Below are 15,992 nucleotides of genomic sequence, written 5' to 3'. Positions count from 1 at the left end.
ACTGCGGGTGTATCTATTCTCCCAGGTGGTCTATAGGGCCTGACCCCTGGAAAGTGGACACGTCGGGGGTAAGGACCGCAATTCTATGAACGAAAGCGCAAGGAAGGCAAGCGTCACAACGCCGCGGTCGTAGCACTCGCCCGCAGACGAATCAACGTCCTCTACGCCATGATGCGTAACCACGAGTATTACCGCGACCCCGCTCCAGCAAAGGAAGCCGCAGCAGCCTATCCCCTAACAGCGAAACAAGCCGACTCGGAAAAATCCCAGTCGGCTACCAGTCGCGCGCAAAACAACACACCTAAAAATCCCGAGTTGAGGATCCGCACCAATCAACCTCACCCGCGAGATTGACAAACTATATAGGAACACCCCCGCCTTCGTCACTCCGCTTTTCTCTCTGGGAGGCGAAGGCGCCAGCTGAACGCAGACTGGGTTAGTCGGCGCCCTCTGCCAAGCCGCCGGTATTGGAAAGCTCCACTTCCTGAATACTGACATACTGCGCGATCTCTTCGACGAACCCTGGATCGTGGCATGTAAGCACTATTGCCGCTCCTAATTCCAGCGCGTTGTGAATTAGTTGATGCATCAGTGCTCGGTCCGTTAGCGAAAGCAGGCTATCGGGCTCATCCATGAGCAAGATTCCGTGGCCCATCCCCACCACATGTGCCGTTTGGGCCAGCCTGAGCCGGGAAGCGGATAGATCTAATGGGTGCTCAGCCGCATCAAGCTCTAGTAGCTCCCGTAACGCGCTATCGGAAACAAAGTCACCCAAGGTGGAATATATTACCTGGTCATAAGGAGATTGGAGGACCAATCCCCGGGGCTCAGCTGGGCGCTGTGCACCATCAAGGCCGGCGGCGGCGCGCAGGAGAGACGTTTTTCCAGTACCGTTTGCCCCGCGCAACCAGGTCACGCCTCCGCCGCGAATGGGTATGGTTACCGGTCCGACGCTAAAGGTATTGCCGGAAGGCTTCGCCGATTGCCACCACCGCTTCTTTTCTTGCCCGCGGCGCGCAGTAAGAGGACCAAGAGATCCCCGGAATCCATAAGAAGAAATCACGTCTACGCTTACTGGGGCTGGTTGTGGGATCTCCCCTACGACTTCCCCACCCAATTCGGGCCAGTGCATGGATGACACGGCAAGAACGCAGGTATTGCGCAGCGAATGCAATAGCTGCACCATCATCGCCAACGATGTGGGGTCAAGCCCCGCGCTCGGCTCACAAATAATGAGCACCTCGGGCTCGCGGATCGCTACGCATGCAGCGGCGAGCCTCCGCGTCTGACCACCAGAAAGCTGGGTGGGGTTCTTCTCCGCGTAATCGCTAAGCCCCACCGCCGCGAGCATTTCCTCTCCCCGCACCTGCATGTGGGCTGGGTCCTCACCCTGGTTTTCTAAACCAAGGACCACCTCTTCGATGCAGGTATCGCGCAGGTAGCTCATCTGCGCGGAAGGGTCAGTACCGATGATGGCAGACGTAGAAAATTTTTCGCCCAACTCTTGCGCCACGTTTTCGGCGATGGCATCCGAAGGCACAAATACTTGGATGACGCTGCCTATACCTGGCTGAATATCATCTATATCCATACAAAGACCATGACTCCTATTGTTCCAAGGGGAACGATATACCGCAGCACGCGGGACACTGCTGAATCCGGCACCGGCCGCAAAAGGGTCCTAGTCCCCTCTTCATCAAAGCCCACGGCGGCAAGGGCGTGGCCACGCTCGGTGCCTTGGATCAAAAGGCGCGAAATCACTGGGATGACGATCCGCGAAATAGTATTGCGCCACGTCACTTTGATTCCCGCCAGCTGGTTGGCATCGCGGACGGTCCGCCATGCCTGCGCACCCTGCGGTAAGGACTGCAATGAAGCACCAACGATGTAGGCAATTTTGTGTCCTGCGCGCGAGACCTGGAGCCATTTCGCAATATCGGAAATTCGCAGCACGGACATCGCCACGATAAAGCACACCATTAACGCGAAAAAGCGCAGGGCTAGCGTGGCGGCAACAAGCAGGCCATCGGTTGTGACCAGCGGAATCAGTTGGTTATCGCCATAAGGGGCGTGGATCACCAACATCGATAAGGCCACCGGAACACAGAGCGCACCAGAGGCCAAGACGATCGCGATGGACCTCGTGGCCCACACGCCATAGGCAAGCATTGCGCCTGCGACCAGTGCAGATGTTAGTGGGCTATTGAGAGCGAGGATGAGTAGCCAACCGCACGCAGCAATGGTGAGGACCGTCGACGGGTGAAGGCGATACATTAGCGAGGCTGCAAGGATTCCCGGGTGCGCTTGGGCAAGGATTTCACGGCAGCCCACACGATAAGGAAGACGACGGCCTTATCCAGTGGGTCAGAGATGAGAGACTGCATCGTCACGGATGCAATCAAGGAGTTGCCCAGTTCGCGGAAGAGGGACGTGAGCGCGCCGGTACCGACACCAGCCGTACCACCATAGACGAAGGCGGCAACAGGAGCGGCGAGCATACCGCAGATGATGCCGATAATGGCACCACTGACGATGACCTTCCAGATCTTGGTGAACGCACCCTTTTGAATGGCCCAGCCAGAAAGGAAGCCGGTAGCCGCGGAAACGGCGGCGAAGGGGAGCGCCATCGGGTTAAGCAGGCCCCAGACCACTGATGACAGCGTACCGGTAGCGAGCCCGGCGATGGGGCCTGCGAGGGCGGCTACCAAGATGGTTCCCACGGAGTCGATATACAGCGGAATGCCGCTCGAACCGATGATTTGGCCCACCACGATATTAAGAACCAACGCGATGGGAATAATGGCGATGGTACGGGCTGGGAGGGACGGTACGGTGCCGGCAAGCAGCAGGGCTGCGCCAATGAGGTAGCCGGCCAAGGTGATCAAGGCTTCGGCAGAGCCCGCCACGGACTCCCAATCGGTCGGGCGGAAAAGCACCAAGTAGATCCACGTGGCGACGACGAGCGCAGCACCCGCGATGACCATCCCCCGGCGGGCAGGGGTAAGAGAAAGCTGAGGCATAGAGGTATTCCTAATCCATCAATGTGCAAAAGAGATTGGGGCACACTGCTTTTAGTCCCAGCCTATGTCACCTCAGCGTAGGAAAATGTGGCGTATGCGCTGCGGATTAGGGTAAAAGATTTATTCGCCTAGAGCAACACGCGCGCGCAATGCGCGCAACGCCCTGTCGAACTCGTGGTGGGCAGCTGGAATGTCTGCACTGGTCACCAGAGAGGCATTGGTCGGCCGATCCCAGTGATTGCGGAGGTCCGCGACGCTGGTCCCGCGCATCAGCGCAGAGTCCGCTTCCACGTCAATAGTCGTTTCTACTGCCTCGAACGGTACCTTCTTTAGGGCGATGATGCAGGTCAGAAGGTCATGGATCTGGGCTTGATAGCCTTCTTCTTGCGCTTGATGGAACTCGAAGTAGAACCGCAGTATTTCCGGCAGCTTCTCGGCCATTGGGTGTTCACCAAGGAAACCTTGAATTTCTGCTAACCGATCTGGGGTGATGAGAAATTGCTCGGTGACCTCGAGCGAGCAGAGAGTGCTGGGTGGTGCCGCTGAGGCCGCGAAATGGCTAGCTGCTGCGTGCGGATCTACCCAGAAATTCCATTCCGCGGTCGGCGTCGTATTGCCGCGGTAATTAACGGCACCGCCCATGATGGTAATCGAGCCGCACTGCGCGACGGCATCGCCATGCTCCCGCTCGAAGTCTGCCAAGTTAGTTACCGGGCCGGTGACGATGAGGTGTAGCCCCGAGTTGCGGGCAATGGCGCTCGACCACAACTCCTGCCACTGCATATCGCCGAAATCGTGATCGGGCGCGGAAAGATAACCCAAGCCGGACGCACCGTGGGTTTCAGGTGTCGTGGTCAGCTCTACTTCGAGCGGAGCCGGCCGCCCTGGGGCGACGGGGACCTCCGGTAATCCACAAAGATCCAAAATCCACCGTGCATTGGCGGCTGTCTGCTGGACCGCGACGTTACCAGCAGTGGTACTCACGCCCACCAACTCGATCTCGCCTGCGTGATGCAGCCCCGCTAAGTACATTAGGGCGAGGCAGTCATCAATCCCTGGATCGCAGTCGAGCAATACAGCTGGGCGCGAAACACTCATAGATAGTTTGGCTGACTATTACTTAATGGAGCTTACTGGCTTGTCGCCGTCAACGAATACGACTGGAGACGTTGGAAGCTCTTCGCGGCCCAGTACCTCTACGATGACGTCTGCCACTAGGTCACGAGACGAGGTCTGACCTTCTTGCAGCATCTTGTCCTCGGCGAACTCCAGTCCCTGCGCAGGCTCTTCCGTCAGGCCAGCGGGCTTCAGGATGATGTACGGAATGGAGCTATCTGCCAAGCGGTTGTCTACTTCCTTCTTGGATTCCACGTAGGCGTACCACTTTTCATCGGCTGGATCGGTCGTCGCAACCTGAGAGCCGACATAAGAAATCATGACGAATTGCGGGACATCCTTGCCCAGCTTTTCCAGAGCCTCGATGGCCGCCAAGGCGCCGTCGCGGTCAACCGCCCACGTCAGCTCGGCGCCGCCACGGCCGCCGTTTCCGGCACCCCATACAACTGCGTCATAATCTGCGAATAGCTCCGCCCACTGATCAACGGATTGCCCGGTGATATCTGCAATAACCGGCGTAGCGTTGGCCTGCTCGATATCGGCCTTTTGGTCTGGGTTACGGATAAGCGAGTGAACCTCATGGCCGGCAGCCGCTAATTTTGGAGCCGCCAGCAGTCCTACCTTGCCGTGTCCTCCGATGTACAAAATCTTCTTCTTAGTATCAGTCATAGCGCCCCATCGTAACAGCGCATTTTTTATGCTGCAGCGACACTTCCGCAGCGAAGTCACTTCATGCCGCGACCGCGGTGTAAGCATTGCCCACCGAACCAGATAGAATACTGACTATGTATGCCATTATGACCGTTACAGGTGCCGATAGCACCGGAATCATTGCCGCAGTGACCACGACTCTTGCTGATCTGGACATCAACGTCATTGATGTCTCGCAGACCATTATGGGTGACTATTTCACCATGATCCTCCGCGTTGAATTCGATGCGGATGCCGTATCCATCCAAACCATCAAGGAGCGGATGCGCCCGGTTGCGGAGGAAAAGCAGCAATCCATCCGCATTCAGTCCGAAGACCTCTTTACCGCCATGAACGAGATTTAACATGAGCACGCGTTTTAATACCACCAATATCTTGGACACCATCGAGATGATTGAAAACTATCGTCTCGATATCCGCACCGTGACGATGGGCATTTCCCTGCTGGGATGCACGCGCTCGACCATGGAGGCTACCTGCCAGGCCATCTATGACCGGGTAACGCAGCAAGCGGGCCGCCTGGTTGAGGTATGTGAGGGCATCGAAGGTGAACTCGGCATCCCCATCGTCAACAAGCGCATCTCCGTCACCCCAATCTCCCTCGTTGTCGCAGGCTTAGATGGTAACCCGGTCGATGCCGCACGGGCGCTGGACAAGGCCGCCAAGGAAGTAGGCGTCAACTTCGTCGGCGGCTACTCCGCGCTGGTGGAAAAGGGTGCGACGAGCGCAGAACAAAAACTCATTGCCTCGATCCCAGAAGCTCTGGCTGAAACGGACGTGGTGTGTTCCTCGGTCAATATCGCCAGCTCTCGCGCCGGCATCAATATGGATGCAACGAAGCAGATGGGCGAGGTCATTAAGGAAGCCGCGGAGCTTACCAAGGATAATTCCGCAATCGCCTGCGCCAAGCTCGTCGTCTTTGCCAATTCCGTGGGCGATAATCCGTTTATGGCTGGTGCTTTCCACGGCATCGAGGAGCCCGACTGCGTCGTTTCCGTCGGTGTCTCGGGCCCTGGCGTAGTGGACCGCGCCCTTGGTTCCTTGGAAGGCGCAACCCTGGATCAGGTTGCAGAAGAAGTGAAGAAGGCAGCCTTCAAGATCACCCGTGCCGGCCAGCTCGTGGGCAATATGGCCTCCGAGCGCCTCGGCGTTCCCTTCGGTATCATTGACCTTTCCTTGGCTCCCACGGCGGAACTCGGCGACTCTGTAGCGCACATTCTCGAGCACATGGGCCTCGATCAGGTAGGTACGCATGGCACGACGGCGGCATTGGCGCTGCTTAACGATGCCGTCAAGAAGGGCGGCATGATGGCGTGCTCGCGCGTGGGTGGCTTGTCCGGTTCCTTCATTCCTGTCTCTGAGGACAGGGGCATGATCGATGCCGTGAAGTCCGGCTCCATTTCCATGGACAAGTTGGAGGCCATGACCGCGATCTGCTCGGTGGGCTTTGACATGATTGCACTGCCTGGTGATACCTCCGCGGCCACGATTTCCGGCATGATCGCAGATGAAGCCGCAATCGGCGTGATGAATCATAAGACCACGGCCGTGCGCGTCATTCCGGTACCTGGCGCCAAGGTGGGCGACGAGGTCAGCTTCGGTGGTCTTTTGGGCTATGCCCCTATCATCCCGGTTAATACGGTGGGCAACTCGCAGTTCATTAACCGCGGTGGCTTTATCCCCGCACCGGTGCACGGTTTCCGCAACTAGGTGTGGGGTACTCCACACCTAGGGGGACACGCGCCTAGGACAAGCGCGCAAAGCTCCCCTTAGGACTCGGAGTCTTCATTCTCCTCGCCCGGCTTTTCGGATTCTTCCCACCGGGCGAGGTTTGCTTTGAAGTGCTGAAAAGAATCCTCTAGCTGGCGCAGCTCCACCTCACCGCCGACCTGGCGGCCCGCATCGGAGTAGATAGCCTCCGCCGCCTCATCTAGGACGTCGCGGCGCTCCACGGTGCGCAGCAGTGCCACTACCTTGGCCAGGTTATTGAGCAGGCTGAGATAGATTTCGGCGTTATCGGCTGCATCGCGGCGGATTTGGGTGAACATCGCCTCAATGATCTGTTCATAGCTAAAGGTTTGATAGTCCAGGCGGAACTCGCCATCGATATGCATAATGCCTTGTGGCAGGCGCTTGTCCCCTATGACCACCAAAATTTGCGTGAAGCGATCAATGATATCGATGACCGTATAAGGGTCATTGACGCCGGTACTTAAAGCACGGGCGGCGATTTCCGCAAGGTGCCGGGCCGTAAACCGCGGGTCGTGCGCGGAGGCGTCCTCGCGATGCTGCGTGACCACGATGTGCTTTTCAATGTTTTCCGGCATGTGCGGCACGCCGTGGGCAATGACCTCGCCTTCTAACACGAGATCGCCGGGGGCGACGCCCAGATGAACAGCACAATCTTCTTCGGCCGCGGCTTGGGCAATGGACTTGTAGTCCACGAATTTCAGGTAGCCCGTTTGGGAGCTGCGGGTTGCGTCGGCGGATTCGTAGAAATCCGACCCCGGGGCCTTGGATACCTTCTCTTCCTCACCACGCTCAATAAGGCGCCGCATATGCTCTTCCACATCTTGTGCCACCACGTGCACCACGTGAGACATGCTGATGGACTGCGCGATGTGGACGATGAAGTAAATCAAAAAGACCACGCATATAAGCGCCAAGGCAATGTCGACTGCCACATTGAGCGAGGGAACGTGTTCTTGCTTGCCCTCGCCGCCGGCGCGCACGGCACGTAGAGACAGCAGCGAATAGGTAAAGGTCGCCAGGTAGATCCCCAGCGTGGACTGGATGGAACGGTCCTTTAAAAACTCGTGCAACAGGCGCGGGCCCATCACCGTCACCACGCCGGAAAGCGCGGTCAGGGTGATAAAGAACAGGGTGCCGGCCAGAGACAGCGTGGCGGTGGCAACGGCAGTGAGCAGGCCCTGGGCACTTTCCGCGCTGCCGTCATAAAGTCGAGAGAGCGCCAGATCGAAGTTGCGGTCGATCGCCAACATGCCTTCGGCCGCCACGACGGCTACCGCTACCGCTACGGCGGGAATGACCCAAAACTTATCCCGCCAGGCGGGCATCCTCTCGATCAGCGTCTTCATAAGGCTTAAGCCAGCTCGACGATTTCCATGTACTCATCGGACCACAGATCTTCATCGCCGTCCGGCATGATGATCACGCGCTCGGGGTCGAGTGCCTTGACCGCACCCGGATCGTGGGTTACCAAGACCACCGCGCCCGTGTACGTATTGAGCGCATCGAGCACCTGCTCGCGGGAGATGGGGTCGAGGTTGTTGGTCGGCTCATCGAGGAGCAGCACGTTTGCGCGGCTGGAGACCAAAGTGGCCAGCGACAGGCGGGTTTTCTCACCGCCGGACAGCGTTCCAGCCGGCTGCTGCAGTTTATCGCCGGAAAACATAAACGCGCCCAGCAGTCCGCGCAGCTCTTGCTGGTCCGCATCGGGGCAGGCCTCGATGGTGTTTTCCCACACGCTTTTATCCGGGTGGATATTGTCGTGCTCCTGGGCAAAGTAGCCAATGCGCAAACCGTGGCCACTGACGATTCCGCCTTCGCCGTCGGTGCGCTCCTCCCCCGCCAAAAGCTTCAGCAAGGTGGTCTTACCGGCACCGTTATATCCGAGGACAACGACCCTGGAGCCCTTATCGATGGCCAGGTCCACTCCCGCGAATACCTCCAGCGAGCCATACATCTTGGTCAAGCCCTTAGCGTTCATAGGCGTTTTGCCACACGCGGCCGGCTCGGGGAATTTAATATTGGCTACCTTATCCGCAACGCGCACCTCATCGAGGTCATTCATCATGCGTTCGGCTCGGTTCAGCATCTGCTTAGCCGCTGCGGCCTTGGTGGCCTTGGCACCCAATTTGGCGGCCTGCTTTTGCAACGCGGAGGCCTTCTTTTCCGCATTCGCGCGCTCGCGGCGCCGGCGCGCCTCATCAGTGGCGCGGGCATCGAGGTACTTCTTATACCCCATGTTATAGACATCCGCCTCGCCGCGCACCGCATCGAGGAACCAGACCTTATTACAGACCGCCTCAAGCAACTCGACGTCGTGGGAAATCATGACCAGACCGCCCTCGTGCTTGGACAGGAACTGGCGGAGCCAGACGATGGAGTCCGCATCTAGGTGGTTGGTCGGCTCATCCAGGAGCAACGTGGTCTGGGATTTGCCTGATCCCTCGCTGGCTGCAAAAAGGATCTGCGCCAGCTCTACGCGGCGCCGCTGGCCACCGGATAACGTCTTAAGCTTTTGGTCTAAAACGCGCTGCGGCAGGCCCAAGTTATCGCAGATTTGAGCGCACTCGGAGTCGGCCTCGTAACCGCCCAAGGAATCGAATTGTTCTTCCAGGCGGGAGTATTTACGGATGGCTTTGTCGCGGAATTTCTCATCCGTAGCCGTTTCCATCAGCTCTTGCTGCTTGGCCATGCGCCGCTTAATATCGTCCAGCCCGCGGGCAGAAAGCACGCGCTCGCGCGCGGTTTGTTCGATATTTCCTTCACGCGAATCCTGCGGAAGGTAGCCAATCGGACCCGAGCGAGAAACCGTGCCACCATAAGGCTCGGTCTCGCCGGCCAAAATGCGCATGGTCGTGGTCTTTCCCGCACCATTGCGGCCCACTAGCCCGATGCGGTCGCCGGGTTGGACGCGGAGGTGCTGTCCGGGGGCATCGAGAAGCGTGCGGGCGCCTACGCGTACCTCAAAATCATTGGTCACAATCACGACAAGCCAGTCTAGCAACCAAAGCACAAGGCACTAATTCACGCAGAAAAGCGGCGGTAGTACTACCGCCGCTTTCCCGCTATTCCGTGGTGATTAAACCGCGAAGCCCAGAGCTTGGAGCTGCTCGCGGCCTTCTTCGGAAATCATGTGTGGGCCCCAAGGCGGCATCCACACCCAGTTGATACGCACGCCATCGGCAAGCTTCTTGCCGGTAACGATGTCCTCAACCTGCTCCGCAATGACATCGGTCAAAGGGCAGGCCGGCGAGGTCAGCGTCATGTTAATCATGGCGAGCTCTTTGCCATCTTCTTCTTCCAGCCACAGGTCATAGACCAAGCCCAAGTCAACGACGTTGATGCCGAGCTCGGGGTCGATGACGTCGCGCATGAACTCGGTGATGTCAAAGGCCTTCGACAGCTGTTCTTCCGTCTGCTCCGGCCGCTCACCGCCTGCGCTGAAGGACGAATTCTCGTTCTGGTAAGGATCTACGGGATCGGTCATTTACTTCTCCACTTCATTGAGCGCATCTGCGGTGGCGGCCTGGAAGGCCTTCCACCCTAGCAGCGCGCATTTAACTCGTGCCGGGTATTGGGAAACGCCCGCGAAAGCAACACCATCGCCGATGATGTCCTCATCGCCTTCGTCTTGGCCACGCGAGGTAACCATCTTTTCAAACTCGGCAAGCTTTTTATTGGCTTCCTCCAAGGGCAGGCCGACGATCTCTTCCGCCATGACGGACGTCGATGCTTGGGAGATGGAGCAGCCTTCGGCGTCGTAGGACACATCCTCAACGGTCTTGCCATCTGCGGAAAGGTTGACGCGCAATGTGAGCTCATCACCGCATGAGGGGTTCACGTGGTGGACCTCTGCCTGGAACGGCTCGCGCAAGCCCGCGTGTTGCGGATTTTTATAGTGATCCAAGATCACGTCTTGGTACATAGAATCAAGATTCATTAGGCAACTCCAAAGAAATCGCGGGCGGCCTTAATGGCTTCTACCAGCTTATCTACTTCAGCTTCCGTGTTGTATAGGTAAAAGCTGGCGCGCGCGGTGGACTGTGCACCGCAGGCGCGGTGCAGCGGCCATGCGCAGTGGTGACCTACGCGGATGGATACGCCCTGGTCATCGAGCACCTGCCCCAAATCGTGCGGGTGAACGCCTTCCACGGTAAAGGAGATGGCCGCGCCACGGTTTTCAGCCGTTTCTGGGCCAATTATGCGCAGGCCAGGAATCTCACGAAGCTGCTCCAAGGCATAGGCGGTGAGCTTCTGCTCGTGGGCATGGATATTATCCATCCCCACTTCCTCGAGGAACTTCACCGCTGCACCGAGGCCGACGACCTGGCTGGTCATCTGCGTTCCGGCTTCAAACCGCGTTGGCGGTTCCGCAAAGGTGGTGCCTTCCATCTTCACTACCTCGATCATGGATCCACCCGTGAGGAATGGAGGAAGCTTGCGCAGCAACTCGTCCTTGCCGTAGAGCACGCCCACACCATTGGGGCCACACATCTTGTGGCCTGAGAATGCGGCGAAATCCACATCCAAGGCATGGAAATCTACCGGCATGTGCGGGACGGACTGGCAGGCATCGAGCACCACCATGGCGTTAACCGCGCGGGCGCGGCGCACCATTTCCTCGACATCGGATACAGCGCCAGTCACATTGGACTGATGAGTAAACGCAACAACCTTGACGGACTCGTCGAGCTCGAGCGAATCCAGGTCGATGCGGCCATCGTCAGTCAACGAGTACCACTTCAAGGTGGCACCGGTGCGCTCACAGAGCTCTTGCCAAGGCACGAGGTTAGCGTGATGCTCGAGCTCCGTGATGACGACGGTATCGCCCTCTCCTACGTAGAGCTCGCCCGCGCGCTCATCAGAAAGCGTATAGGCAACCTCATTGAGCGCCTCGGTAGCGTTTTTCGCAAAGGCAATCTCATCGCGATCCGCGCCAACAAAGGCAGCAATGGCCTGCCGGGCCGACTCATAGGCGTTATCCGCCTCCTCAGCCAGCTGGTACGAGCCGCGGTGAACCGGGGCGTTGGTATGGAGAACGAACTCCTCCTCTGCCTTCCATACCGGCAGCGGGCGCTGGGAGGTAGCCCCCGAATCCAGGTACACCAGCGGCTTATCGCCGCGCACGGTGCGCTGCAGGATTGGGAACTGCTCCCTAATTGCGTTTACATCAAATCCAGACATAAAACTTCTTCGATTCATCGAGGATGAACCAGCACTGGGCTGGTCTTTACTGCAGGAACTGGTCGTAGCCGTCAGACTCGAGCTGGTCTGCCAACTCGGCCCCGCCGGTCTTAACAACCTGGCCGTTAGCGAATACGTGCACGAAATCAGGCTGGACGTAGTTCAGGATGCGCTTGTAGTGGGTAATCATCAAGATGCCGCCATTGGTGTCATCCTGGTAGCGGTTGATGCCATCAGAAACAATGCGCAGCGCGTCAACGTCCAAGCCGGAGTCGGTCTCATCCATGACCGCGAACTTGGGCTTTAGGATGTCCAGTTGCATGACCTCGTGGCGCTTCTTCTCGCCACCAGAAAAGCCCTCGTTGACGGAGCGGGAGATGAAGGACTTATCAATCTTCAGGTTCTCGCGAGCCTCAGTAAGTTCCTTATTCCACTCGCGCAGCTTGGGGGCCTCGCCGCGGATGGAGGTCACGGCGGAACGCATGAACTGCGATACCTTCACGCCATGCACCTCGGTTGGGTACTGCATGGCTAGGAACAGGCCGGCGCGAGCGCGCTCGTCGACGGGCATGTCAAGAAGGTTTTCGCCATCGAGAAGCACCTCGCCCTCGGTGACCTCGTACTTCGGGTGACCGGCGATGGTGTAGGACAAGGTGGACTTGCCGGAGCCGTTGGGTCCCATGATGGCGTGGATCTCGCCCGAGTTGATGGTGAGGTTGACGCCCTTGAGGATTTCCTTGGGCTCGCCGTTTTCTTCATTCGGCAGAACCTGGGCGTGGAGATTCTTAATTTCCAGAGTAGACATAGTTTTTGTGGGTTTCCTTCTGTAAGTGCGTTAAGCGGAGATCTTTTCCAGTTCTTCGGAAATGCGGTTTTCCAGTTCCTCGGATAGGGATTGCACCGGAATGCGGTGGATGACCTCATTGAAGAAGCCACGAATGATGAGGCGACGAGCCTCTGCCTCCGGAATGCCGCGGGACATCAAGTAGAACAGCTCGATATCGTCAAAGCGTCCAACCGTGGCGGCGTGGCCGGCGCCGGTGATCTCACCGGTTTCGATTTCCAAGTTCGGGATGGCGTCAGCGCGCGCACCGTCCGTGAGAATAAGGTTATTATTCGTCTCATAGGTATCGGTGCCCTGTGCGTTGGAGCGGATAAGCACGTCTCCCACCCAGCAGGTACGAGCCTCGTTCTTCTTCTCACCCTGCAATGCGCCCTTGTACAGGACATTGGAGCGACAATTCGGAACCGAGTGATCCACGAGCATGCGGTTTTCGAAGTACTGACCAGAATCGGCGAAGTACACGCCCAGCAACTCGGCGTCGCCGCCAGGAGCGGTGAAGTTCACGCGTGGGACGATGCGCACGACCTCGCCGCCGAAGATGGCAGAGTTATGGCGCAGCACTGCATCGCGTCCCACCTGAGCTACCTGGTTGGACAGGTGCACCGCGTCGTTTTCCCAGTCGACATCCACGATGACGGTCAGGTGCGCGCCATCGCCGAGGATGAACTCCACGTTATCCGCATGGGTGCCAGAGCCAGCGTACTTCAGCACAACGGTGGCTTCTGCATGGTGGCCTACCTCAATGGAGGTGGCACCGAAGGAGGTCACGTCCTCGCCCTTACCCGTATAGGTAATGGTGATGGGATCTTCCACCTGCACCTCAGGCTCAACGGTTACCACTTGACCTTCCGGCATGGAGGTCCATGCCTGGGCGGCCACGCGGTCAGAAGGCTTGCCCACGCGGCCAAGACGCTCATCGTCGCGGCTTACAGTCTCCGCAGAAACGCCAGGGTGCTCGCTTACCTTCACGTCCTGGGCAACCGCTTGAGCAAATTCCCCGTTGTGCAGGCCCCGCAGCTTGCGGAGGGAAACAAAGCGCCATACCTCGTCGCGGCCGTGCGGTACCGGGAAATCCTCCACGTTGGTAGAGGTAAAGACGTCACCCTTGGTGATCTTATCCGGATTGAATTCGTTCGAAGCGACCATTTCTTTAGCCGACCGATCCTTCCATTTGCAGTTCGATGAGGCGGTTGAGCTCGAGGGCGTACTCCATCGGCAGCTCCTTAGCAATCGGCTCAACGAAGCCACGCACGATCATTGCCATTGCTTCTTCTTCCGCAATGCCGCGGGACATGAGGTAGAACAGCTGCTCTTCAGAAACCTGCGAAACGGTTGCCTCGTGGCCCAGCGTGACGTACTCGTTGCGGATATCGTTGTACGGGTATGTGTCCGAACGCGAAATATTGTCCACGAGCAAGGCATCGCATTCCACGTTGGACGTGGAGTGGTGCGCATTCTGATTGACCTGCACCAGTCCGCGGTAAGCAGCGCGGCCACCGGCGCGGGCAACGGACTTGGAGACGATATTGGAGGAGGTGTAGGGAGCCATGTGCGTCATCTTCGCACCGGTGTCCTGGAACTGTCCCTCGCCGGCGAAGGCAACGGAGAGCACCTCACCCTTAGCGTGCGGACCGGTCATCCACACGGCCGGGTACTTCATGGTGACCTTGGAGCCGATGTTGCCATCGACCCATTCCATGGTGCCGCCCTCTTCCACCTTGGTGCGCTTGGTCACCAAGTTATAGACGTTGCTGGACCAGTTCTGAATCGTTGTATAGCGGCAGCGGCCGCCCTTCTTCACGATGATCTCAACTACCGCGGAGTGCAGGGAGTCTGACTTGTAGATAGGCGCGGTGCAGCCTTCCACGTAGTGAACGTAGGCATCCTCATCCACGATGATGAGGGTGCGCTCAAACTGGCCCATGTTCTCAGTATTAATACGGAAGTAGGCCTGCAACGGGATGTCAACGTGCACGCCCTTCGGGACATAAATGAAGGAGCCGCCGGACCACACTGCGGAGTTCAACGCGGAGAATTTATTGTCACCGGCAGGGATGACGGTGCCGAAGTATTCTTCAAAAAGCTCCGGGTAATCGCGCAGCGCAGTATCGGTATCAACGAAGATAACGCCCTGGCTTTCCAGGTCCTCGCGAATCTGGTGGTAGACAACCTCAGACTCGTACTGCGCGGCCACACCGGCAACTAAGCGCTGCTTTTCTGCCTCTGGAATGCCCAACTTGTCGTAGGTGGCCTTAATATCATCCGGGAGGTCGTCCCAGGTCTGTGCCTGCTCTTCGGTGGACTTGACGTAGTACTTGATCTGGTCAAAGTCGATGCCGGAGAGATCCGCACCCCAAGAGGGAATAGGCTTCTTGTCAAAGATATTCAGAGCCTTGAGACGCTGGTTCAGCATCCACTCGGGCTCGCCCTTCTTTGCGGAAATATCGCGGACAACGTCCTCGTTCAGGCCACGGGCGGCAGAAGCGCCGGCCGAGTCCGAGTCGTGCCAGCCGTACTCATACGCACCAATAGAATCGATGATCTCATCATCGGTCATCTTATTGTCAGGTGCCGATTGTGCCTGGGTCATGACTCGCTCCTTTCAGTATTAGTTTTGACAGGTGTCAAGGGGATATTCGTGGTACAAATTCCGTGGCCATCTGCGATAGAAGCCAAAGGTTGTACGTGTTTGCCTAAGAGGGCGGAAAAGACTTCCTGCTCTGCCTCGCACAGTTCGGGATGCTCGGCCGCCACATGGGCAACCGGGCAATGGTGCTGACAGATTTGCACTCCCTGTCCAGCACGGTCCACGGTGGCGGCGTACCCGTGCTTATCCAGGGTTTCAGCCAGTTTGCGCGCCACTTCCTCGACCGATTCTTCCGCGTCCACGAAGGGACGCACATCAGCGATGATGCGCTCAAACCGCGCCTTAGCGAAGTTCTTTACAGCCTCTGAACCGCCCGCAGAGCGCAGCGCGGTCAACGCTTCAGAAGCTAATTCATCATAGGCATGGCCAAATTGCGCACGCCCACGATCCGTCAGGCGGAAGTGCTTTGCCGGTCGCCCACGCCCCGTTCCGGAGTGCATCCGCGAACGAGAAACTGGACGGCGCTCGACAACTTCCGTTAGTTCTTCTTCCACCAGAATGTCTAAATGCCGGCGGATCCCGGCGGTCGAAAGACCAAGGCGCTCACCCAGGTAAGAGGCGGTTACAGGGCCATCTTTAAGCAAAAGCAGCAGTACCTGGCGGCGGGTATCACCATCCGTGGATCGTGATTCCTTCACCGCCATATGCGCGGCTGCCGCGCGCTGCGTGTTGCCCATACCCTAAAACCTCCCTTCCTTAGGTCAGCTACCTGCAGTCGCTG

16 protein-coding genes and 1 pseudogene are annotated in these 15,992 nt (G+C 58.0%); 3 read left to right on the top strand and 14 right to left on the bottom strand.

Annotation, left to right across the window (positions count from 1 at the left end; all coding sequences use genetic code 11):
• Window positions 1-78 precede the first annotated feature (78 nt).
• Window positions 79-228: pseudogene (locus QP891_RS01800) on the top strand (IS110 family transposase); the annotation flags it as partial.
• A 208-nt stretch (window positions 229-436) separates the two neighbouring features.
• Here QP891_RS01800 and QP891_RS01795 read toward each other — a convergent pair.
• The 5 genes from QP891_RS01795 to QP891_RS01775 all read right to left on the bottom strand — a co-directional run bounded on the left by QP891_RS01795 (window position 437) and on the right by QP891_RS01775 (window position 4,805).
• Window positions 437-1,591: an ATP-binding cassette domain-containing protein gene (locus QP891_RS01795; protein WP_284769788.1), complete on the bottom strand. Its 1,155-nt coding sequence runs from the start codon at window positions 1,589-1,591 to the stop codon at window positions 437-439.
• Entirely contained in the window at window positions 1,582-2,274 is a 693-nt protein-coding gene (locus tag QP891_RS01790; protein ID WP_284769787.1) for an energy-coupling factor transporter transmembrane component T family protein, read from the bottom strand. The genes QP891_RS01795 and QP891_RS01790 overlap by 10 nt, the downstream gene beginning before the upstream one ends.
• Complete coding sequence (locus tag QP891_RS01785; RefSeq protein ID WP_005283022.1) at window positions 2,274-3,020, bottom strand: ECF transporter S component; 747 nt, start codon at window positions 3,018-3,020, stop codon at window positions 2,274-2,276. The genes QP891_RS01790 and QP891_RS01785 overlap by 1 nt, the downstream gene beginning before the upstream one ends.
• Before the next feature lie 120 nt (window positions 3,021-3,140).
• Complete coding sequence (locus QP891_RS01780; protein ID WP_284769786.1) at window positions 3,141-4,118, bottom strand: nucleoside hydrolase; 978 nt, start codon at window positions 4,116-4,118, stop codon at window positions 3,141-3,143.
• An 18-nt stretch (window positions 4,119-4,136) separates the two neighbouring features.
• The gene (locus QP891_RS01775; RefSeq protein ID WP_284769785.1) at window positions 4,137-4,805 is read right to left on the bottom strand and encodes an NAD(P)H-binding protein; all 669 of its coding nucleotides are present in this window, start codon (window positions 4,803-4,805) and stop codon (window positions 4,137-4,139) included.
• 116 nt (window positions 4,806-4,921) lie between these two features.
• On the opposite strand from QP891_RS01775, the gene QP891_RS01770 reads away from it, so the two are divergent.
• Window positions 4,922-5,191, top strand: coding sequence for an ACT domain-containing protein (locus QP891_RS01770; RefSeq protein ID WP_034654051.1), 270 nt, complete (start codon window positions 4,922-4,924; stop codon window positions 5,189-5,191).
• Between the two features lies 1 nt (window position 5,192).
• Window positions 5,193-6,557, top strand: a complete 1,365-nt coding sequence (locus QP891_RS01765) for a PFL family protein (RefSeq protein WP_284769784.1) — start codon at window positions 5,193-5,195, stop codon at window positions 6,555-6,557.
• 59 nt (window positions 6,558-6,616) lie between these two features.
• Here the strand turns inward: QP891_RS01765 and QP891_RS01760 are convergent, their stop codons facing one another.
• The 9 genes from QP891_RS01760 to QP891_RS01720 form a co-directional block, all read right to left on the bottom strand.
• Window positions 6,617-7,945, bottom strand: coding sequence for a DUF2254 domain-containing protein (locus QP891_RS01760; RefSeq protein WP_284769783.1), 1,329 nt, complete (start codon window positions 7,943-7,945; stop codon window positions 6,617-6,619).
• Between the two features lie 5 nt (window positions 7,946-7,950).
• Window positions 7,951-9,582, bottom strand: coding sequence for an ABC-F family ATP-binding cassette domain-containing protein (locus tag QP891_RS01755; RefSeq protein ID WP_284769782.1), 1,632 nt, complete (start codon window positions 9,580-9,582; stop codon window positions 7,951-7,953).
• A 93-nt stretch (window positions 9,583-9,675) separates the two neighbouring features.
• Complete coding sequence (locus QP891_RS01750; protein WP_005279145.1) at window positions 9,676-10,083, bottom strand: metal-sulfur cluster assembly factor; 408 nt, start codon at window positions 10,081-10,083, stop codon at window positions 9,676-9,678.
• Window positions 10,084-10,536: a Fe-S cluster assembly sulfur transfer protein SufU gene (gene sufU, locus QP891_RS01745; protein ID WP_005279143.1), complete on the bottom strand. Its 453-nt coding sequence runs from the start codon at window positions 10,534-10,536 to the stop codon at window positions 10,084-10,086. It lies immediately after the preceding gene.
• Window positions 10,536-11,780, bottom strand: coding sequence for a cysteine desulfurase (locus tag QP891_RS01740; RefSeq protein WP_023022417.1), 1,245 nt, complete (start codon window positions 11,778-11,780; stop codon window positions 10,536-10,538). The genes sufU and QP891_RS01740 overlap by 1 nt, the downstream gene beginning before the upstream one ends.
• Before the next feature lie 46 nt (window positions 11,781-11,826).
• Window positions 11,827-12,585 carry a Fe-S cluster assembly ATPase SufC gene (gene sufC / locus QP891_RS01735; RefSeq protein WP_284816854.1) on the bottom strand — a complete coding sequence of 253 codons (759 nt, stop codon included), beginning with the start codon at window positions 12,583-12,585 and terminating at the stop codon, window positions 11,827-11,829.
• Window positions 12,586-12,615: 30 nt separating this feature from the next.
• Window positions 12,616-13,770 carry a Fe-S cluster assembly protein SufD gene (sufD, locus tag QP891_RS01730; protein WP_284769781.1) on the bottom strand — a complete coding sequence of 385 codons (1,155 nt, stop codon included), beginning with the start codon at window positions 13,768-13,770 and terminating at the stop codon, window positions 12,616-12,618.
• A gap of 4 nt (window positions 13,771-13,774) precedes the next feature.
• Window positions 13,775-15,214 (bottom strand): Fe-S cluster assembly protein SufB, encoded by a 1,440-nt coding sequence (gene sufB, locus QP891_RS01725; RefSeq protein WP_284769780.1) that lies wholly within the window; start codon window positions 15,212-15,214, stop codon window positions 13,775-13,777.
• Entirely contained in the window at window positions 15,211-15,948 is a 738-nt protein-coding gene (locus tag QP891_RS01720; protein ID WP_284769779.1) for a helix-turn-helix transcriptional regulator, read from the bottom strand. The genes sufB and QP891_RS01720 overlap by 4 nt, the downstream gene beginning before the upstream one ends.
• Window positions 15,949-15,992 lie beyond the last annotated feature (44 nt).

Origin of the sequence: Corynebacterium sp. MSK310 (assembly GCF_030227355.1) — a bacterium.
Classification (GTDB): Bacteria; Actinomycetota; Actinomycetes; order Mycobacteriales; family Mycobacteriaceae; genus Corynebacterium; species Corynebacterium rhinophilum.
The sequence above is the reverse complement of the archived record's forward strand: the minus strand, read 5'-3'. Positions and strand labels throughout refer to the sequence as shown.